A 19,596-nucleotide genomic window follows, 5' to 3' on the forward strand; every position below is an offset into this window, starting at 1 on the left:
GAATCGCCGGCGCCCGGCGAGTTCACCGCCGCGACGGTCGCGTCGCCAACGGCGCGCCGGGCCGGCTCCGCCCGCTCGCCCCCGACCACGTCGCCGCCACGGGAACGAACCACCCGCGCCGTCGCCGTGTCGCCGGGTTCCGGCGAAGCCACCGCCGCGACGGCCGCCGCCGCCGTACCGGGCCGGCCCGGCACCTCCCCGTCGTTCCGGGCGGGCGTGCCCGTCCCGGACGGGGCTCCCGTGGCCGTCCTGTCTCCGAGCGGCGGGACCGGTTCGGTGGTCATGCCACGACCCCGGGGCGGCCCGGAACCCGGGTGGGGGCGTCGTGGGCCGTGAGGAAGGCCGCGACCGCGCGGTCCCAGCCGAAGAGCTCCGCCCTGGCGCGGGCGGCGGCGCGGCGCGGGCCCTCGGCGCGGGCGAGGAGGTCCCGTACCGCGTCCGCGAAGTCCTCCGGCCTGTCGTGCGCGGCGATCCCCGCGTCGCCGACGACTTCGGGCAGGGCCGAGGAGGCGCTGGCGACGACCGGGGTACCGCAGGCGAGCGCCTCCAGCGCGGAGAGCCCGAACGTCTCGGCGGGACCGGGCGCCAGGCAGATGTCCGCCGCGGCCTGGAGGTCCGCCAGCGCTTCACGGTCGGCGACATGGCCGAGGAAGTGCACCGGCAGCCGCTCCTCGCGCGCCCGCCGGATCAGCGCTGCGCGCAGCGGGCCCTCCCCCGCCACCACGAGGGCCGCCCGCACCCCGCTCCCACGCAGCCTCGCGAGTGCGTCCACCGCCATGCCGGGCCGCTTCTCCACGGAGAGGCGCGAGCAGAGCAGCAGCAGGACGTCGGCGCCCTCCGCGTAGCGGGCGCGCAGGACCCGGCTGCGACGGCCCGGCCGGCAGCGGTCCAGTTCGACGCCCAGGGGTGCGCGCACCACGTTGCGCGCGCCGATCCGTACGAATTCGCGCTCGGCCCACTCCGTGGTGCAGACGATCCGCGCGTACGACCAGGCACTGCGCCTGTTCAGCCGGTCCGCGGTGCGCTCGGCGAACGCGCCGGGGACGCCCCAGGTGCGCAGTACGCCGTCGGCGGTCTCGTGGGACACCATGACCGCGGGGATGCGACGGCGCCGTGCCCATTCCCCGGTCCAGCGCAGCGTGGTGCGGTCGGAGACTTCCAGCCGGTCGGGAGCCAGCTCCTCCAGCAGCGTGCGCAGCCGGGTCCGGCCGGCGAGCACGCGGTACCCGCCGGTGCCCGGCAGCTCGGGTCCGGGCACGGTGATGACCCGTCCCTGTGCGGTGTGATCGTCGCTCTCGGTGTCGCCGGGGACGACGAGGACCGGTTCGTGTCCGGCGGCCAGATAGCCGCGTCCCAGTTCGCGCAGTGCGGTGCGCAGCCCGCCGGAGGACGGTGTCACGAAGTTGGCGAGCCGTACGATCCGCAGCCCGCGTGCGCCGTCCGCGCCGCCCGTCGGGCGGTTCCCCGCGTGGTGCGCGCTGCCGGCACGCACCGCCGGGCCCGTCCCGCTCGTGCCGCCGATCCCGCTCATGCCGCGACCGCCGTGCGCTCGCGCAGCACCTCGGTGTAGTGGTCCAGGAGCTGGTCGCCGACGGCGGCCCAGGTCCGGCCCTCCACCGTGGCCCGGGCGGCACGGCCGTACGCCGCGCGTCGAGCCGGGTCGGCCACGAGGGCCGCCACCGCGTCCCGCAGCGCGTCCGCGTCGTGGGGCGGGACGAGCAGACCGGTCCGGCCGTGGTCGACGAGGTCGAGCGGGCCGCCGGCGGCGGGCGCGACGACCGGCAGGCCGCAGGCCATGGCCTCCTGCACGGTCTGGCAGAACGTCTCGTACGGGCCCGTGTGGGCGAACACGTCGAGCGAGGCGAAGATCCTGGCCAGGTCGTCGCCCGTACGCCGACCGAGGAAGACGGCGCCCGGCAGGGAGTTCTGCAGGGCCGGGCCGCTGGGACCGTCGCCCACGACGACGACCTTGACGCCCGGGAGCGCGCAGACCCCGGAGAGCAGTTCGACGCACTTCTCGGGCGCGAGCCGGCCGACGTAGCCGACGATGGTCTCACCGTCCGGCGCGAGTTCCCGCCGCAGCGACTCGTCTCCCAGCTCGGGCCGGAACCGTGCGGTGTCGACCCCGCGCGGCCACAGCCGTACCCGCGGAACGCCGTGTGCCTCCAGGTCCCTGACGGCGGCGCTGGACGGCGCGAGGGTGCGGTCCGCGGCGGTGTGCACGGTGCGGATGCGCCGCCAGGCCGTGTTCTCACCCGCGCCCATGTACGTGCGGGCGTATCCGGCGAGGTCGGTCTGGTAGACGGCGACGGCGGGCAGCCCGAGTTTCGCCGCGACACCCATGCCGCGCACCCCGAGGACGAAGGGGCTGGCGAGATGGACGACGTCGGCCCGGTGCGCGGTGAGCGCCGCGGCCAGGCGCCGGCTGGGCAGGGCCACCCGTACCTGGGGGTAACCGGGAAGGGGCAGCGACGGCACGCGCACCACCGGGCAGGGGGTGTCGGCATCGGGTCCGGCCACGGCCGGGGCGATGACGAGGGGGTCGTGGCCGCGCGCGGCGAGATGGCGGGCGGTCTGCAGGGCGCAGTGCGCCACACCGTTGACGTCGGGTGGGAAGGATTCGGTGACGATGACGACACGCATACTCGTGTTCTCGTCGTGCCGGGGGTGGCGCGGCCAACGTGGATCTTTCCGCGCGTCGAACGTCCCATGAGCGTTTGGCCCCGCCCGGCGCGTGCCCACCGGACCTGCCCCGCGTTGCCCCACCCTGACCGTTTCGGCCAGGATCCCCGGTTTTTCGGCCGCAAGCACCGCCGCCGATGCTTCGGCACGGGGCGGCAGGGCGCGTCACCGACGCCGGGCTCGGCCGTCCTCGGCACCGTCCGGGGCGGCCGGCGTCCCGTCCCGGTACCTGCTGCTCACCGGCCCGCCGGTGACGGACGCGCGTTCTCTGATGCCCGCCGGCCACCGGCCCACACAGCAGCACCGTGGCGACCGACCCGCCGGTCACTGGGCCGCCGTCCCCGGCCTGCGCCCCGGACGCCGCCCCGCCCGGCAGCGGCTCGGCGACCGACCCGCCGGTCACTGAGCCGCGCGGGCGGCCCGAGCCGGGCGTTCCCGGGTGCCCGCCGGACGGAAGGCACCCGGGGAGCCGGATCAGAGCGGCGGGGCCTCCGGCGCGATGCGGCTGCGGACGGCCGTCTGGACCTCGGCCTCCTCGGCCGGGTCGGCGGCGAGCCGGCGGAGGCGTTCGGCGACGCGTGCGTCCCCGGTCTCGGCGTGCAGTGCGGCGACCTCTCGCGTGGTCTCCTCGCAGTCCCACAGGCATTCGACGGCGAAGCCGGTCCCGAAGGAGGGATCGGTGGCGGCCAGGGCGCGGGCCGTACGGCCGCGCAGCTGGGACGAGGTGGTCTCGCGGTAGACGTGGCGCAGCACGGGTGCCGCGCAGCCGATGCCCAGTCGGCCGGTGCCGTCGACCAGCGCCCACAGCAGAGGGGCGTCGGGTCCGTCGGCCCGGACGGTCTCGCGGAGTGCGCCGAGGACGAGCTCGCTGTCCTGGGCGCCGCCCCGGCAGGCGAGGACGCCCGCGGCCGAGGCGCCGAGCGCGTCGGGGCGGTGGATCCAGCCGCGCGCCCGGTCGACGGCGGCCTCGCCGCACATCCGCTCGAACGCGGCGACGGCGGCGTCGGCGACGGTGCGGGACGGGTCGGCGGCCGCGGCCTCGACGAGATCGAGGACGGCGGGATCTCGCGCTTCCGCCAGGTAGTGCAGGGCGGCGCAGCGTGCGCCGTCGGGTCCGCTGCGCGCCGCCTCGACGATCAGTGGCCGGTCGTCGGGACCGGCGACGGCTCCGAGACAGCGCGCCGCGGGCACGTGCAGGGCGGTGCCGCGCTCCAGTGCCTGCTGGGCCCAGTCGAAGACGGACTGGACGCTCCAGCCGGGGCGTGGTCCCGTGGGCCGCATCTGGCGCTGCCAGCGGTCGAAGGAGCCTCGTTCCCGGGCGGCGCGCACCCGGGCGCCGACCGACTCCCGGCGGTCCTCGGCCCAGAGCCGCCACGGCCTCGGCTCGAAGGCGTCGCGTACGGCCTCGGCCAGCTCCGCGTCGCCCTCCGGGGTGGCCGGGAAACGGCCCAGCACGGCTCCCGCGAGTGAGCGGAGGCCGGAGTCGTCGTCGCGCAGGGCGAGCTCGTCGAGGGCCCAGGCCCAGTTGGTGCCGGTCGCCGCGTACCTGCGGAGCAGCACGAGGGCGTCGTCACGTCCGTACGAGGCCAGGTGCCCCAGGACCGACAGCGCGAGCCCGGTCCGGGCGTCGTCGGTGTCCAGGTGGTCCTCGGCACCGAAGAGGTGGGCCTCGATCCGCTCGAGACCGCCGCCCAGGTCCAGGAAGAGGCGGGCGTAGTAGAGGGACCGGTTCTCCACCTGCCAGTCGTGGCGGGGGTCGTTGAGCACGCACTGGTTGAGGGCCGCGAGGGCTTCGGCGCGCGGCGCGGCGAGCGCGTGCAGCGTGCCGTCGCCACGTCCCCTCTGCAGCAGGCCGAGGAGCGTGCCGCTCGGCGCTATGACTGGTTCGAACATGGAAAGTGCCTCACATCAAGCTGTCGACGCAACCGGGGGTGTGTTCGCCTAGGCCGCGCGGCAACATGATCGGCTGCCCGTCGTCTTCCGCTTGGTGCAAACCATTTCCTCTGCCTCTCGTCGGTGGTCCCATGCGGGCCCGACGTCATGATGACCCAGCGATTTCGTCGCCGCGACCACATTTAGGGCGACTGTTCCTCCCGGCGTTCAACTCCCGTTCACCGGGCGCCGAACAGCTCCAGGAGGTCTGTCTTCCCAAACATCCGCGCGGTATCCACCGCGGACGGAGTTCCCGCTTCCGGATCGGCTCCGCCGTCGAGCAGGGCCCGGACCACCTCGTCCTCCCCCTTGAAGACGGCTCCTGCGAGGGGGGTCTGGCCGCGGTCGTTGACGCGGTCCGCGTCGGCGCCACGGGCCAGGAGCGCCGTCACGGCGCCGGCGTGGCCGTGGTAGGCGGCCAGCATGACGAGCGAGTCGCCCTTGTCGTTGGTGAGGTTCGCCGGGACACCGGCGTCGACGTAGGCGGCGAGCACCTCGGTGTCTCCCCGGCGCGCCATGTCGAAGACCTTGGACGCCAGCTCGACCACCTCGGGATCCGGGGCTTCACTCATCCGAAGGACCGCCTTTCACTGCGCTGACGACGGGGTGCCCGGCGCCTACCGGACCCCACAGGGGCTTGACCTGCCGCTTCGTACGGCGGGGCGGCGCCGCACGAGCGAACCGACAGGGTACTGCGCCCCGCGGGGAAGATCACTCCGCGTACCCGGGTGGACGTCCCCGCGACACATGCTGAAGATCACTCGGCGCCGCCCCGCAGGGACCACGCGCAGCGCAACGCGAAGATCGACACCCGTTCGACAACGATCCCTCGTCCGCCGATCCAGTGAAAAGACAGATCTTTCACCCGAATGCACCTTTTGTCGTATAGATACCTTCTGTGAGGATGGAAGGACTCATGGTGACTGTCCCCTCAACCAGGAGAACCGCTCATGATTCTGTCCATCTCAGGCGTCGTGCTGCTGGGCATCATCGTCTTCCTGTTCTTCAAGAAGGACGGGCTGAAGGCCTCGCACGCGCTGGTCTCCGCACTCTTCGGCTTCTACCTCGCGGGCACGGCCATCGCCCCGAGCATCACCGCAGGAGGAGCGAGCCTGGCCAGCCTCCTGGGCGGGATCAAGTTCTGACCTCCCCGTACCCCCCTCCCCCGACTCGAGGAGCAGGAGAACGACGTGGCCCGGCGACCACTCCCCCGCATGACGATCAGCGGCAACGACAGGATCGCCCGCAGCCGTGAGCTCGCGCGGACGGCCGCCGACAACGCCACCGACGTCCTCCATCCGCTCATCACGATCAGCCGCGGACTACGGCTGCTGGCCGCCGCCGGACTGCGCAAGTGGGCCGACACGCCCAAGGACCGGCGTGGTCCCTCGCTGTTCCTGGCGGCGGTCTGCGTCCTGGCGGTCGCGCTCGCGCCGTACGGGCCGCTGCTCGGGCTGATCGGGCTGATGGGGGTGGCGGCCTGGAAGGGGCGGGAGCGCACGCCGGTGCGCACCGGCCCCGACGAGTCGCAGGTCGCACGGCTCCAGGCGCTCCACGACGCCCTCGTGCCGTACTTCTCCGTCCCCGAGGATCCCAGTCCGCTGTTCGCCCACGGCGGCGAGTGGACGAAGGCGTTCAGCGACCCCGAGTTCGACGGGGACGGGCGGCTGACCCGGCTGCGGGTGAAGTACCCGGCGTACTTCCCGGACGGCGAGGCCGAGGCACGCGCCCGGATCGAGCAGTTGCTCCACGCCAAGTCGGGCCGCGGCCGCGAGTACCTGTTCGCCTGGGAGGAGGAGGCCAATCAGCTGCTGATGAGCGTCCTGCCCCCGCTCCCGACCACCATCGCCGCCCAGCGCTTCGTGACCACGCCCGGCGAACTGGTGCTCGGCTTCACCGACCCGGACTCCGTCCAGCGGACCGTGCCCGTCCGCGACGGCGACGCGACGAGGGACGCCCCGCCCGTGGTGTGGCGGACCGGACCGCGCTCGACGGAGCCCCATCTGCTGGCCGTCGGCCACCCCGGTACGGGTACGACGTCCCTGGTGCGCTCGATCGCCCTGCAGGCGCTGCCGTACGGGGACGTGCTGATCGTGGAGGGCAGCGGCACGGGCGAGTACGCCTGTCTGACCGGCCGTGACGGCGTGCTCGCCGTCGAGTGCGGCCTCGCCGGGGCCCTGGCCGGCCTGGAGTGGGCGGCCCATGAGACGGAGCGCCGCCTCATCGCCGCCAACCGGGCCCGGCAGGCGGGTCAGCCCGCGCCCGAGGACGCCCGGCGCCCGCTGTTCATCCTCGTGGACAGGCCCAGTGTCCTCAGTCATCTGGCGGCCGCCGACGGCAGGCCCGACCCCCAGCAACTCCTGCAGGTCCCGCTCCGGCACGGCCGGGCGGCGCACGTGACCGTGGTCGTCGCCGACCAGTTCGACAGCCTCGAGTTCCTGAACGAGACGGTGCGCACGCACACGCGGGCCCGGCTCGTGCTCGGCCCGGCCACGCCGGAGCAGGTGAAGAGCGTGCTCGGCGCTCCCCCGCACACGACCCCCACCGCCGACGTGCCGCCCGGCCGGGGCTACGCCCGGATGGGGACGGGGGCGGTGCTCAGGCTCCAGGTGCCCTCGACGCCCGACCCGTACGACGAGGCGGCGAGCGAAGCGCACCGCCAGGCCGTGCTGGATCTGCTCCCGCAGCGGCAGAACACCGGGGAGGCGGGCGTGCCGGACGACCGGCAGGCCGAGGAACCGCGAACGGAGCAGGTGCCCGTTTCGGCGGCCCCGGCCGACACGGTTCTCACCGTGCCGCGAGAGGAGGTCCCGGCCGGCGCGGCGGGCGAACCGCTCACCAGGCCCGTCCCGGAACCGACGGCGGGTGCGCCCCTCCGAACCGCCTCGGCACCGGTGCCGGCGGAGGGCTGAACGGCCGCGGTCCGACTTCGACTCCCCGTCCGTCCCGCCCGGTCCCCGGACCGGACCACAGGCCCTCGGCTGTCGGACCCGCCCGGCCCGACAGCCGGCCGGGCGGGTCCTCGAACCGGCCCACCGGGCGCCGCCTCACGCCACGAACGTCCTCGGGGCCTCCGTGCCCGTGGTCACGCCCGTCTTCACCAGCCGCGCCGCCGCCGCCAGCCGGGACGCCGCCTCCTCCGCGACCGGACCGCCCACGGTGAACGGCAGCCGGACGTACCCCTCGAAGGCGCCGTCCACACCGAAGCGGGGCCCGGAGGGGACGCGCACGCCCACGCGTTCGCCGACCTCAGCGAGGCGGGATCCGGACAGGCCGCCCGCGCGGACCCACAGCGTCAGACCGCCGTGCGGGACCTCGAACTCCCAGTCCGGCAGTTCGCGACGCAGCGCCGTCACCATCTCGTCCCGGTTCCGTCGGGCCTGCTCACGTCGCAGGGCCACCGCCTCGTCCCAGCCGCCGGTCCCCATCAGCCAGCTGACCCCCAGCTGCTCCAGCACCGGGGTGCCCAGGTCGGCGTAGGCACGTGCGGCGACGAGGGAGCGGATCACGTCCGGCGCGGCCCGGACCCAGCCGATCCGCATGCCCGCCCAGAAGGCCTTGCTCGCCGAGCCGACCGTCAGGACCGTCGAGCCCGCCGGGTCGAAGGCGCAGACGGGACGGGGCATGTCCGTGCCCTCGTCGAGGCACAGTTCGGACATCGTCTCGTCCACGACGAGCACCGTGCCCGCGGACCGGGCCGCGTCGACGAGCTGCCGCCGCTGGTCCTCGTCGGCGAGCGCCCCGGTGGGGTTGTGGAAGTCGGCGACGACATAGGCGAGCCGGGGGGCTGCGTCGCGCAGCACCTGCCGCCAGCGGGGCAGGTCCCAGCCGGTCAGCCCCTCGGCCATGGCGACGGGCACCAGCCGGGCACCGGCCTCGCGCATCAGCTGGAGGATGTTGGCGTAGGAGGGCGACTCGACGGCGATGCGCTCCCCCCGGCCCGCGAAGAGGTGGCAGATCGCGTCGATGGCACCCATGGCACCGGTGGTCACCATGATCTGTTCGGGCATCGTCGGGATGCCGCGCTGGGTGTACCGCTCGGCGAGCATCCGGCGCAGCGTGGGCAGACCCGCCGGGTAGTCGCCGTGGGTGTGCGCGTACGGCGGGAGTTCCTCCAGCGCCCCCTGGATGCTCCGGGTCAGCCAGGGTTCGGGGGCCGGCAGCGCCGCGCACCCGAGGTCGATCATCGAGCCGAGGGACTCCGGGGGCAGCGGTTCGAGACCGCGTGCCGGCAGCGGATTGCCCGCGGGCACGGCGGTCCAGCTGCCCGCCCCCCTGCGGGACTCCAGGAAGCCCTCGGTCCGCAGTGCTTCGTAGGCGGCCGCGACGGTCGTACGGCTGACGGCCAGGGCCAGCGCGAGCTCGCGCTCGGCCGGCAGCCGGGCGGCGACCGGGACCCGCCCCTCCAGGACGAGCAGCCGGATACCGTCGGCGAGGGCGCGGTAGGCGGGCGGCTTGCGCGTGCCGGGCCCCGCCGGACGCGGCTGCTGTGCCTGCAGTTGCCGGGCCAGCGCCGGCGCCCCCACGGCCGAAGTCCACTGAACCATGGAAGTCAGTCCACCTTCCTCGGATTGGCCATGGTTGGCATCTCTCTTCCCGCCACAGAGTGTCATGCATCAGTCCACTTCCACCACCGGGGGGCAGAATCGTGTCCATCGCGACCGGTCTGCGGGGCAGGCATCTGCCCCGCAGACTGCTGCAGCTCTACATCGGCCTGGCGCTGTACGGGGCGAGTTCCGCGCTCCTGGTCCGCGCGGGTCTGGGCCTCGAGCCCTGGGGCGTGCTGCACCAGGGGCTGGCGGAGCGGACGGGCCTCACCATCGGCGTCGTCTCGATCGCCGTCGGGGCCGTCGTGCTGCTGCTGTGGATACCGATCCGCCAGAAGCCCGGACTCGGCACCGTGTCCAACGTCTTCGTCGTCGGCATCGCGATGGACGGCACCCTCGCCGTCGTACCGGACGCCCACGACCTGGCCGTGCGGATCCCGGTGCTGGCGGCCGGGATCGTCCTCAACGGGGTGGCCACCGGCCTCTACATCTCGGCCCGTTTCGGCCCCGGCCCGCGCGACGGTCTGATGACGGGGCTGCACCGGCTGACGGGACGTTCCGTCCGGCTGGTCCGCACGGCGATCGAGGTCGCGGTCGTGGCGACCGGATTCCTGCTCGGCGGCACGGTGGGGGCGGGCACGGTCGTCTACGCGCTGTCCATCGGCCCGCTGGCGCAGCTGTTCCTGCGCGTGTTCGCCATCCCGGCTGCCGACGGAGGAAGCACGGTCGTCGCCGGATCGTCACCCGCACGAGCGATACTGCGTTCGTGACTTCCGCAGCGCGCCCCCGGCACCCCTATCTCGACCACCCCGGCCCCATACCGTTCGCCCACCGCGGCGGTACGGCCGACGGCCTGGAGAACACGGCGGCGGCGTTCCGGCGCGCGGCCGCCCTCGGCTACCGCTACTTCGAGACGGACGTGCACACCACCGCGGACGGCAGGCTCGTCGCGTTCCACGACCCGACCCTGGACCGTGTGACCGACGCCCGCGGCCGTATCGACCGGCTGCCGTGGAGCGAGGTGGCACGGGCCCGGGTGGCCGGGAAGGAACCCCTCCCGCTGTTCGAGGACCTGCTGGAGGAGTTCCCGGAGGCCCGCTGGAACGTGGACATCAAGGCGGCGGGCGCGCTGGAGCCGCTGGTCGCCCTCGTGCGGCGGACGAACGCCTGGGACCGGGTCTGCGTCGGCTCGTTCTCGGAGAGCCGGGTCTCGCGCGCGCACCGGCTCGCCGGCCCGAGGCTCGCGACCTCGTACGGTGTGCGCGGGGTGCTCGGGCTGCGGCTGCGGTCGCTCGGGATCCCCGCGGCGATGCGCAACGGCGCGGTGTGCGCCCAGGTGCCGGAGTCGCAGGGCCGGGTGCGTGTGGTGGACCACCGATTCGTCCACGAGGCCCACGCCCGCGGGCTCCAGGTGCACGTGTGGACGGTGAACGATCCGGTTCGTACGGCCGCTCTCCTGGATCTGGGAGTGGATGGCATCATGACCGATCATCTGGAGATGCTGCGTACGGTGATGACCGACCGGGGGGTCTGGGTCTGAGCGTCGGGCGTCTCCCCGCGGGGACGAGTGAGGGGGGGGCGGGCGTGGCCGCTGACACCGTGGACGGGACCGCCGGGGCGGACGGCGCCGAGCGCCGGCGCGAGCAGCGCGGCTGGTACTTCTACGACTTCGCGTGCTCCGTCTATTCGACGAGCGTCCTGACGGTCTTCCTCGGCCCCTATCTCACCGCGGTCGCGAAGTCCGCGGCGGACCCGGACGGGTTCGTCCACCCGCTGGGCATCCCGGTGCGCGCCGGTTCCGTGTTCCCGTACGCGGTGTCCGTCTCGGTGGTGGTGGCGGTGCTGCTGATGCCGATGGTGGGAGCCGTCGCCGACCGCACGGGCCGCAAGAAGCCGCTCCTGGCCGTCGCCGCGTACCTGGGGGCGACGGCGACGGCGGGCATGTTCTTCCTCGACGGGGACCGCTATCTGCTGGGCGCGTTCCTGCTGATCGTCGCCAACGCCTCGCTCTCGGTCTCGATGGTCCTCTACAACGCGTTCCTGCCCCAGATCGCCGGGCCGGAGGAGCGGGACACGGTCTCCTCGCGGGGCTGGGCCTTCGGCTACACCTCGGGGGCGCTGGTCCTCGTACTGAACCTGGTGCTGTACACCGGTCACGCGTCCTTCGGCCTGTCCGAGTCGGAGGCGGTCCGCATCTGCCTGGCGTCGGCCGGGGTGTGGTGGGGCGCCTTCGCGCTCGTGCCGCTGCGGCGGCTGCGGGACCGGAGGACCGCCGCGGACGGCGTCGCTCCTGGCGAGGGCACGGTCGGAGCGGGCTGGCGGCAGCTGGTCGCGACCCTCAAGGACATGCGCCGCCATCCGCTGACGCTGTCCTTCCTGCTCGCGTACCTCGTCTACAACGACGGCGTGCAGACGGTGATCTCACAGGCGTCGGTGTACGGCTCCGAGGAGCTGGGCCTCGACCAGACCACGTTGATCACGGCGGTCCTGCTCGTGCAGGTGCTGGCGGTGGCCGGGGCGCTGGGCATGGGCCGACTGGCCCGCTCCTACGGGGCCAAGCGCACGATCCTCGCCTCGCTCGCGGTGTGGACGCTGATCCTGGCGGCCGGGTACTTCCTCCCGGCCCGGACGCCGGTGTGGTTCTACGCACTGGCCGCCGCGATCGGTCTGGTGCTGGGCGGCAGCCAGGCGCTGTCGCGTTCGCTCTTCTCCCACCTCGTCCCGCGCGGGAAGGAGGCGGAGTACTTCTCGGCCTACGAGATGAGCGACCGGGGACTGAGCTGGCTGGGACCGCTGGTGTTCGGTCTGACGTTCCAGCTGACGGGAAGCTACCGGGATGCCATCATCTCTCTGGTGATCTTCTTCGCACTGGGATTCGTGCTCCTGGCGCGCGTGCCGGTGAGGCGTGCGGTGGCAGCGGCGGGGAACCCGGTACCGGAGCGGATTTAGACGTTGAAGCGAAGGGCCGGTAGTGTACGCCTTTGGCCTGCCAGGCGGACCGTTACTGCGCGCTGAAAAGCTCCAAACGCTGGGTGACACTTTCTGCCAGATGTGACAAACCGGGCACTGGTGGGTACCCAAACCCTGGAAAAGCAGCGGCACGACGGGCGACGACGCATGACCGGCAACGGGAATCTTTACCGCCGACCGGACGTTGACCGGATGACGACGACAGCGACACCTGTCCTGTGGGCGACAAGCCCGGGAGGCACGATTCATGAGTGAGCGAGCTCTTCGCGGCACGCGCCTCGTGGTGACCAGCTACGAGACCGACCGCGGCATCGATCTGGCCCCGCGCCAGGCGGTGGAGTACGCATGCCAGAACGGACATCGTTTCGAGATGCCGTTCTCGGTCGAGGCGGAGATTCCGCCGGAGTGGGAGTGCAAGGCGTGCGGCGCCCAGGCACTCCTGGTGGACGGGGACGGCCCCGAGGAGAAGAAGGGGAAGCCCGCGCGTACGCACTGGGACATGCTCATGGAACGGCGCACGCGTGAGGAGCTCGAGGAGGTGCTGGCCGAGCGGCTGGCCGTCCTCCGCTCCGGGGCCATGAACATCGCGGTGCACCCGCGCGACAGCCGCAAGTCCGCGTAAGCGCACCACCGACTCGCGCAGACGAAGGAGCCGCGGGCTGCCGCACACCATGTGTGTGCGGCAGCCCGCGGCTCCTTCGTCTGCGTGCTCCCGAACGGTGCGCTCCGGGTCGTCCGCGTGCTCCCGCGCTGCGTCCCTCCGGCCGGCGCGTACGCAGGCCCGCAAGGGGAGAGCCGGGCGAGCGCCCGGTGCCGGGTGCCGCACGAGCGCGGTCCGCCCGGCGGTACCCGGCCCCCGGGGCCTCTTCGGTGCGACGTACGGTGGCGCGCCCTCGGTTCAGGGGTCAGGAGGCCGGCGCGACGAAGGCCGGTCCCTGCGGCGCGCGGTGGCGCGCCCTCGGTTCAGGAAGTCAGCGGCGGACGCGGACCCGGCTCTGGGCGGGGCCGCGTGGGCGCGTCCTCCCGGATGACCTCACCCTGCACGATCTTTCCGTCCGGACGGTGAATGCGGGCCTGCTGGAAGGCGTCACCGAGGGAACCGGGGCTCGCCTGCCGCATTCGGCGGTCCAGTGAGCGCTCCGTCCTCCGGCCCAGGGCCGTACGGACCGCGGGCACGAGCAGCAGCAGACCCGCGGCGTCCGAGACGAGGCCCGGCAGCATGAGGAGCAGTCCGCCCAGCATCAGGAAACCGTTCCCGGTGCTCCGTGGGTCCTCGGTGCCGGCCGTGTCCGCGGTGCCCGACTGCTGCCGCTGAATGGTCTCCGACAGATTGCGGAAGGCGCGACGGCCGGCCCGCTTGATCACCACGGCACCGAGCACACCGCCTGCCACGAGCAGCGCGAAGACGGTCAGCCCGCCCGCGGCTCCGGCCACGACGGTCAGCAGCCAGATCTCCAGCACCAGCCAGGCGGCGATGCCGAGGGGAACGAGGGTGCGGGCGCGTGAGCGCTTCGGGGCGGTCGGTGTCGTTGCGCCGGTCGTCATGCTCCCAGTGTGCCTGGGCAGCGGCAGGAGTGGCGTAAAGGCTGGTCGGGGGCCCGGCCGGGAGGGGACGACGCGTCGGGACGGAGCACGAGCCGGTCCCGGAGCGCGGTCCGCCCTGGGCCGGTCCGGCCTTTCGGGTCGAGGACCGGATCGCGGATCCGGCCGGTCTCAGAACGGCTTGCGCCCGATGATCCTGCCGGCCCGGGCGCCGACGCCCCAGGCGGTGACCCGCCACAGCGCCTCGACGACGATGTCGCGGCTCATCTTGGAGTCGCCCAGCTCGCGCTCCACGAAGGTGATCGGCACCTCGACCACGTGGAAACCGGCCTCCACGGCCCGCCGGGCGAGGTCCACCTGGAAGCAGTAGCCCTGGGACGCGACGCCGTCCAGCCCCAGCCCTTCGAGCGTCTCCTTGCGGAAGGCGCGGAAGCCGCCGGTGACATCGCGGATCGGCACACCGAGCAGCAGTCGCGAGTAGGTGCTGCCGCCGCGCGAGAGGAACTCACGTGACCTGGGCCAGTTCACGACGCGCCCGCCGGGCACCCACCGGGAGCCGAGCACGAGGTCGGCACCCTTGAGCGCGGTGAGGAGCCGGGGCAGTTCCTCCGGCTGGTGGGAGCCGTCGGCGTCCATCTCGACCAGGACGCCGTAGCCGTTGTCGATACCCCAGCGGAATCCCGCGAGATAGGCGGCCCCGAGGCCCTCCTTGCCCTTGCGGTGCAGAACGTGGACCTGGCCGTCCTCGGCCGAAAGCTCGTCGGCGATCTTCCCCGTACCGTCGGGGCTGTTGTCGTCGGCGACCAGGACGTCCGCCTCCGGCACGGCGGCACGCACCCGGGAGACGATCGGCTCGATGTTCTCCGCCTCGTTGTAGGTCGGAATGATCACCAAGGCTCTGCCGAGCGGGCCGTATCGCCTCTGACCGCCGTCGTTCATGCTGCCCCTTCACGTCCGTACGCAGGCACCCACCATAGCGAGCGCCGCAGGCGGAGCGATGACGGCACGGTAGCGGGGCCGCGGGCCCGGGCCCGGCGGGCCGAAGGGTCGGGCCCGGCGTCCTTCGGGCCGGCCTGGGAACCGCTGGCTGCGGGTCGACCGAGAGCCGTTGTCTACTGAACGCCGGGCCCCACCCGGGTCGCACCTTCCCCCGAGCTCCTGCGGAGCAGGGGGGACCCCCACCGGCCGTGCCCTTCCCTCGCCCCGAGGCGCGGGCGCTGGACCTGGCTCCCAGTGGTGGAGTGCCGGTGCGGCGCTCCACCCCCTGGCCCAGCGGCGTTCGACGACTGCGTGGAGGCCGGCCGGTCGGACGTCCTGTGGTGGACCCGGCCGAACCTACCGGCCGACGGGCGCACTCTGTCAACAGTCGTGCGATCTGCGGCGATTGACCGATCCGGCTGGTCAGCGACGAAGATCCGCAGGTCGTGGAGGAACCCGCACGGCGGCGGAAGCCGGCAGGAATCGCCCCGATGTCACTCGCCCGGCCGTACGTAGACCGTTTGTCCGAAGACCACGGTCCGCAGGCACTCGGGGAGCGGGTTCCCGGGGGTGAGATCGGGCAGGCCGGGCGTGCCGGAACGGGGGTCGGTGGACCAGCGGGCGACCCGGTCGTCCGGCGCCTGGACCACGAGGTCACCGGTGCGCCAGACCGCGTAGTCGGCGGGGGCTCCGGGCACCAGCGTGCCCGCGTCGTCGCGTCCCACGGCACGCCAGCCACCGCGGGTGTGGGCGGTGAACGCGGCGCGTACCGAGATCCGGTGCTCGGGCGTGCGGTGGAAGGCGGCGGCCCTGACGGTGCCCCACGGGTCGACCGGGGTGACCGGGCTGTCCGAGCCGAAGGCGAGCGGGACGCCGGCTCGCAGCAGGGCGGCGTACGGGTTGAGGGTGCGGGCCCGTTCGACGCCGAGGCGCTGCGCGTACATCCCGGCGTCGCCGCCCCAGGCCGCGTCGAAGGCGGGCTGCACCGAGGCGGTCAGACCGAGCTCGGCGAACGCGGCGACCGTCTCGGGGGTGAGCATCTCCGCGTGCTCGACCCGGTGGCGGGCGGCTCGGATCCTGGCGAGCCCGAGGGCGCTCGCCGCGGCCCTCACGCCCTCCACGACATGGGCGATCGCCCGGTCGCCGATGGCGTGGAAGCCGGCCTGGAGCCCGGCCTCGGTGCACGCGGTGACGTGCGCGGCGACGGCGGCGGCGTCGAGGTGGGCGACACCGGTGTGCGGGGCGTCGGCGTACGGTTCGTGCAGGCAGGCGGTGTGGGAGCCGAGCGAGCCGTCGGCGAAGAGGTCTCCGGCGGCTCCGGCCGCCCCGAGACCGCGGGCCCGCTCCACGTCCGTGTCGGCCCAGTACCCCACGACCCGGGGCCCCGGCTCGTCGGCCGCCGTCTTGAGCAGCCCCGTGAAGTCGTCCTCGGAGGAGATGTCGGGGCCGCCGCACTCGTGGACGGTGCCGATACCGAGGGACGCGGCGTGCCGCAGCGCGGCGCGCTGGGCCTCTGCCCGCTGCTCCGGGGAGACCGTGGCGTGGGCGGCGGACCGCACGGCGTGGTGCGCCTCGCCGGTGAGCGGCTCGCCGTCGCGGAAGCCGTCCATGCCGCGCACCGCGGGCACGAGGTCGAGCATCGCGGTCGTGACGAGCGCGGAGTGGACGTCGATCCGGGTGAGGTACAGCGGGCGGCCTCCGGTGAGCCGGTCCAGCTCTTCCCTGCCGAGCGGCCGCCGCTCGGGCCAGCGCGAGGCGTCCCAGCCGTGTCCGATGAGGACGCGGTCGGCGGGCCGGGCGTCGGCGTACGCCCGGATGCGTTCCGCCGCCTCGGCGAGCGAGGCGGCGGTCGAGAGGTCGAGTCCGGTGAGCGCGAGGCCCGTCGCCGTGGTGTGGACGTGCGCGTCCACGAAGGCCGGGGTGACCAGGGCGCCCTCGAGGTCGACCACCTCGTCCACCCCCGAGGCGAAGGCGTCCGCGGCCCCCTCGGAGCCCACCCAGGCGATGTGCCCACGTTCGACGACCATGGCGGTGGCGAAGGGGTCGGCGGGGCTGTGGACTTCTCCGCCGCGCAGCAGCACGGTGCGGTGTTCGGCCTGGGTCGCGCTCTCACTCATGGGAACAGCCTAGATTCGCGGCGGCCGTGCCTCGTACGGGGTGGAGAGGACCACCGTCGTGCGGGTGGAGACGCCGGCGAGCGAGCGGATCTGGCCGAGCAGTTCCTCCAGCTCCAGCGGGGTGCCCACCCGGACCTTGAGGATGTAGTTCTCCTCGCCGGCGACGCTGTGGCAGGCCTCGATCTCGGGCACGCCCGCCAGCCGCTCGGCGATGTCGTCGGGGGCACTGGGGTCGAAGGGCTTCACCGAGATGAACGCGGTGAGGGGCAGCCCGACCTCCTCCGGGTCGACGACGGCGGCGTACCCCCGGATGACGCCCCGCTGCTCGAGCCGACGCACGCGCTGGTGCACCGCCGAGGTGGACAGGCCCGTGGCCTTGCCCAGATCGGTGTAGCTCATGCGCCCGTCCTTGACGAGCAACTCGACGATCTGACGATCCAGCTCCTCCATGCAGGTCAACCTATTGCCCCGGGTGCCGTCCGGCACAGTCGGCCGCCCTCCGGGAGGGCACCAGCGGCGGGCATGTGACGAACGCCACAGCCATGGGGCCGTGTCCGCCGGGGCCGCGCGGTTACCCCGGGGGCCGGAAGGGAAGTGCTTGCTGTGGTCGAGGCCGCAAGTGCCTGGTCGGCCCACCCGAGGGGGAGATTCTCCATGCAGAGTGTGAAGCGCACCGGACGTCACGAACCGGAGCCTGTCGATTCCGTCGCACCTCACGAGGACGACGAGTTCGACTCCTACGACACCTTTGAGATGTACCGGGTCGTCTGCCCGGACTGCGCGCAGCCGATCGCGCTGCTCGCGGACGAGCACGTGCTCCCGGAGCACGCCCTGTGCCCGACGCCGTGGAACCCGTTCGTGCTCGCGGTCTGCGCCGGGACGGGCCGTGCCGCGGCGGACGCCCGCCCCGCCGACGACACGCTCGAGGTCCAGGAGCAGGACACGGCCCTGCTGTTGACGCTCCCTCAGGGGCTGGACTGGCGGACGCAGCCCTTCTCGCACGTCGGCGGCCCGGGCTCGCGGCCCTTCAGGGTGCCCCCGATGCGGCGGGCCGCCTGAGCCGTCGGCTCCGACGCCTTCCCCCGCACCAGGACGGCACGGCCGTTCGCGGTGCGGGACCTCCCCTTCCGGTCCAGCCGCATCTCCTGCTGCCCGCAGGACATGTGACGGCACGTCATGCCCGGAGGCCAGTACCGCGTTCCACCGCGCATCGCCTTTCGTGCGCTCATCCCCGCGCCGACCCCTGCGGGCGCCTCGGGGCGCCGGAGCGCGCACCGAGGGCCGGGCCCACCGGCACGCCCCGGTGACAGGGCGAACCGGTGCTCGAATGGCATCGGGGGTGACCCCGCGCGGCCGGACGCCGTTTGGACGGGCATGACCGCGGAGCACCCCAAGGGCGGCCAGGGCCGCCGCCGGCTGATGACGTCACGTCAAGAAGAATCGGTTCCGCATACGCCCGATCCGCCGATCTACCGCGATCTGCTGCATCGCTGGGCCAGTGCGGGACGTACCCTGCCGGGCCGCCGTGACCAGGAGTGGAACCGGCTCACGGCGGCCCCGGTGTGGACCGGGCGGACCGGCTGGGTCAGCGGGACTCTGGCCCAGCGAGGTGACGGGCGATGACCATCCGCTGGATCTGGTTGGTGCCCTCCACGATCTGCAGCACCTTCGCCTCGCGCATCAGCCGCTCCACCGGGAAGTCCGCGGTGTAGCCGTAGCCGCCGAGGATCTGCACGGCATCCGTGGCGACCTGCATCGCCGTGTCCGTGCAGAACAGCTTGGCCATCGCCGCCTCCTTCGAGAACGGCAGACCCCGGTCGCGCAGCCGCGCGGCGGCGAGGTACAGCGCGCGCCCCGCCTCGACCTTCGTGGCCATGTCCGCGAGCATGAACCGCAGGCCCTGGAAGTCGGCGATCGGGCGGCCGAACTGCCTCCTGCCGGTGGCGTAGTCGAGGGACTCGTCGAGGGCGGCCTGGGCCACGCCGATCGCGCAGGCCGCGATGCCGAGGCGACCCGAGTCGAGCGCGGACAGGGCGATCGCGAAGCCCTGCCCCTCGTCGCCGATCCGGCGGGCGTCGGGGACGCGTACGCCGTCGAAGTGCAGCTGGGCGGTGGGCGAGCCCTTCATGCCCATCTTCTTCTCGGGCGCGGCCGCGCTCAGCCCCTCGGCGTCGCCCGGCACGAGGAACGCCGAGATGCCACGGGCGCCCTCGCCGCCGGAACGGGCCAGCACGGTGTAGAAGTCGGCCACACCGCCGTGGGTGATCCACGCCTTGGTTCCGGTGATGACCCAGTCGTCGCCGTCGCGCTCGGCCTTCGTGCGCAGGGAGGCCGCGTCCGAGCCGGACGACGGCTCGGAGAGGCAGTACGCGCCGAGCAGTCCGCCGCCGAGCATCGCGGCGAGGTACTCGCCGCGCTGTTCCTTGGTCCCGTAGTTGGCGAGGGCGTGGCAGGCGAGCGAGTGGACGCTGACGCCCAGCCCCACGGTGAGGCGGGCCGCGGCCAGTTCCTCGAGGACCTGGAGGTAGACCTCGTACGGCTGGTCGCCGCCGCCGTACTCGGAGTCGTAGGGAAGGCCGAGCAGTCCCGACTCGGAGAGCAGGGAGAACAGTTCGCGCGGGAAGCGGCCCGCTTCCTCCTCCTCGGCCGCGCGTGGAGCGATCTCCCGCTGGACGATCTCACGGACCAGGGCGATCAGATCCCTGGCCTCCTCGGTGGGCAGTGTCCGGTCCACCGGCTGCGGGGCGCGGTCGGGCATGGCGGCGCTCTCCTCCCTGTCGGGCGCTGCGGCGGTCGCGCGCGAAGGGTTGGGCGGCGCCGCCGGATGT

Annotated in this window: 17 protein-coding genes; 7 read left to right on the top strand and 10 right to left on the bottom strand. The window is 73.5% G+C overall.

Going from position 1 to position 19,596, the window contains the following annotated elements:
• Positions 1 to 280: 280 nt before the first annotated feature.
• The 4 genes from QRN89_RS05130 to QRN89_RS05145 form a co-directional block, all read right to left on the bottom strand.
• Positions 281 to 1,531 (bottom strand): glycosyltransferase, encoded by a 1,251-nt coding sequence (locus tag QRN89_RS05130; protein ID WP_290348159.1) that lies wholly within the window; start codon positions 1,529 to 1,531, stop codon positions 281 to 283.
• Complete coding sequence (locus QRN89_RS05135; protein ID WP_290348160.1) at positions 1,528 to 2,643, bottom strand: glycosyltransferase family 4 protein; 1,116 nt, start codon at positions 2,641 to 2,643, stop codon at positions 1,528 to 1,530. The genes QRN89_RS05130 and QRN89_RS05135 overlap by 4 nt, the downstream gene beginning before the upstream one ends.
• Before the next feature lie 513 nt (positions 2,644 to 3,156).
• Positions 3,157 to 4,575 (bottom strand): HEAT repeat domain-containing protein, encoded by a 1,419-nt coding sequence (locus tag QRN89_RS05140; RefSeq protein WP_290348161.1) that lies wholly within the window; start codon positions 4,573 to 4,575, stop codon positions 3,157 to 3,159.
• 218 nt (positions 4,576 to 4,793) lie between these two features.
• On the bottom strand, positions 4,794 to 5,186 hold the full coding sequence (locus tag QRN89_RS05145; protein WP_290348162.1) for an ankyrin repeat domain-containing protein: 393 nt from the start codon (positions 5,184 to 5,186) through the stop codon (positions 4,794 to 4,796).
• A gap of 378 nt (positions 5,187 to 5,564) precedes the next feature.
• Here QRN89_RS05145 and QRN89_RS05150 point away from each other — a divergent pair, with 378 nt between their 5' ends.
• Both QRN89_RS05150 and QRN89_RS05155 read left to right on the top strand, forming a co-directional pair.
• Complete coding sequence (locus tag QRN89_RS05150; protein WP_093658158.1) at positions 5,565 to 5,759, top strand: hypothetical protein; 195 nt, start codon at positions 5,565 to 5,567, stop codon at positions 5,757 to 5,759.
• A gap of 45 nt (positions 5,760 to 5,804) precedes the next feature.
• Positions 5,805 to 7,526, top strand: a complete 1,722-nt coding sequence (locus QRN89_RS05155) for a hypothetical protein (RefSeq protein WP_290348163.1) — start codon at positions 5,805 to 5,807, stop codon at positions 7,524 to 7,526.
• A gap of 135 nt (positions 7,527 to 7,661) precedes the next feature.
• Here the strand turns inward: QRN89_RS05155 and QRN89_RS05160 are convergent, their stop codons facing one another.
• Positions 7,662 to 9,161: an SCO1417 family PLP biosynthesis transcription factor gene (locus tag QRN89_RS05160; RefSeq protein ID WP_290348164.1), complete on the bottom strand. Its 1,500-nt coding sequence runs from the start codon at positions 9,159 to 9,161 to the stop codon at positions 7,662 to 7,664.
• Positions 9,162 to 9,262: 101 nt separating this feature from the next.
• Between QRN89_RS05160 and yczE the strand changes: the two genes are divergently transcribed.
• The 4 genes from yczE to QRN89_RS05180 all read left to right on the top strand — a co-directional run bounded on the left by yczE (position 9,263) and on the right by QRN89_RS05180 (position 12,753).
• Entirely contained in the window at positions 9,263 to 9,931 is a 669-nt protein-coding gene (gene yczE, locus QRN89_RS05165; protein ID WP_290348165.1) for a membrane protein YczE, read from the top strand.
• Positions 9,928 to 10,701 (top strand): glycerophosphodiester phosphodiesterase family protein, encoded by a 774-nt coding sequence (locus tag QRN89_RS05170; RefSeq protein WP_290348166.1) that lies wholly within the window; start codon positions 9,928 to 9,930, stop codon positions 10,699 to 10,701. The genes yczE and QRN89_RS05170 overlap by 4 nt, the downstream gene beginning before the upstream one ends.
• Positions 10,702 to 10,745: 44 nt before the next feature.
• The gene (locus QRN89_RS05175; protein ID WP_290348167.1) at positions 10,746 to 12,110 is read left to right on the top strand and encodes an MFS transporter; all 1,365 of its coding nucleotides are present in this window, start codon (positions 10,746 to 10,748) and stop codon (positions 12,108 to 12,110) included.
• A gap of 268 nt (positions 12,111 to 12,378) precedes the next feature.
• Positions 12,379 to 12,753, top strand: coding sequence for an RNA polymerase-binding protein RbpA (locus QRN89_RS05180; RefSeq protein WP_003959706.1), 375 nt, complete (start codon positions 12,379 to 12,381; stop codon positions 12,751 to 12,753).
• A gap of 341 nt (positions 12,754 to 13,094) precedes the next feature.
• Here QRN89_RS05180 and fxsA read toward each other — a convergent pair whose 3' ends face one another.
• The 4 genes from fxsA to QRN89_RS05200 all read right to left on the bottom strand — a co-directional run bounded on the left by fxsA (position 13,095) and on the right by QRN89_RS05200 (position 17,218).
• A complete protein-coding gene (gene fxsA / locus QRN89_RS05185; protein WP_290348168.1) occupies positions 13,095 to 13,676 on the bottom strand; it encodes an FxsA family membrane protein in 582 nt (193 codons plus the stop codon).
• Between the two features lie 168 nt (positions 13,677 to 13,844).
• Entirely contained in the window at positions 13,845 to 14,612 is a 768-nt protein-coding gene (locus QRN89_RS05190) for a polyprenol monophosphomannose synthase (RefSeq protein WP_290348169.1), read from the bottom strand.
• A 533-nt stretch (positions 14,613 to 15,145) separates the two neighbouring features.
• A complete protein-coding gene (locus QRN89_RS05195) occupies positions 15,146 to 16,768 on the bottom strand; it encodes an amidohydrolase (protein WP_290348170.1) in 1,623 nt (540 codons plus the stop codon).
• 9 nt (positions 16,769 to 16,777) lie between these two features.
• A complete protein-coding gene (locus QRN89_RS05200; protein WP_290348171.1) occupies positions 16,778 to 17,218 on the bottom strand; it encodes an Lrp/AsnC family transcriptional regulator in 441 nt (146 codons plus the stop codon).
• A 204-nt stretch (positions 17,219 to 17,422) separates the two neighbouring features.
• Here QRN89_RS05200 and QRN89_RS05205 point away from each other — a divergent pair, with 204 nt between their 5' ends.
• Positions 17,423 to 17,827, top strand: coding sequence for a hypothetical protein (locus QRN89_RS05205; protein WP_290348172.1), 405 nt, complete (start codon positions 17,423 to 17,425; stop codon positions 17,825 to 17,827).
• Between the two features lie 526 nt (positions 17,828 to 18,353).
• Here the strand turns inward: QRN89_RS05205 and QRN89_RS05215 are convergent.
• The gene (locus tag QRN89_RS05215; RefSeq protein WP_290348173.1) at positions 18,354 to 19,526 is read right to left on the bottom strand and encodes an acyl-CoA dehydrogenase family protein; all 1,173 of its coding nucleotides are present in this window, start codon (positions 19,524 to 19,526) and stop codon (positions 18,354 to 18,356) included.
• Positions 19,527 to 19,596 lie beyond the last annotated feature (70 nt).

This window comes from Streptomyces sp. HUAS CB01, from assembly GCF_030406905.1.
Classification (GTDB): Bacteria; Actinomycetota; Actinomycetes; order Streptomycetales; family Streptomycetaceae; genus Streptomyces; species Streptomyces chengbuensis.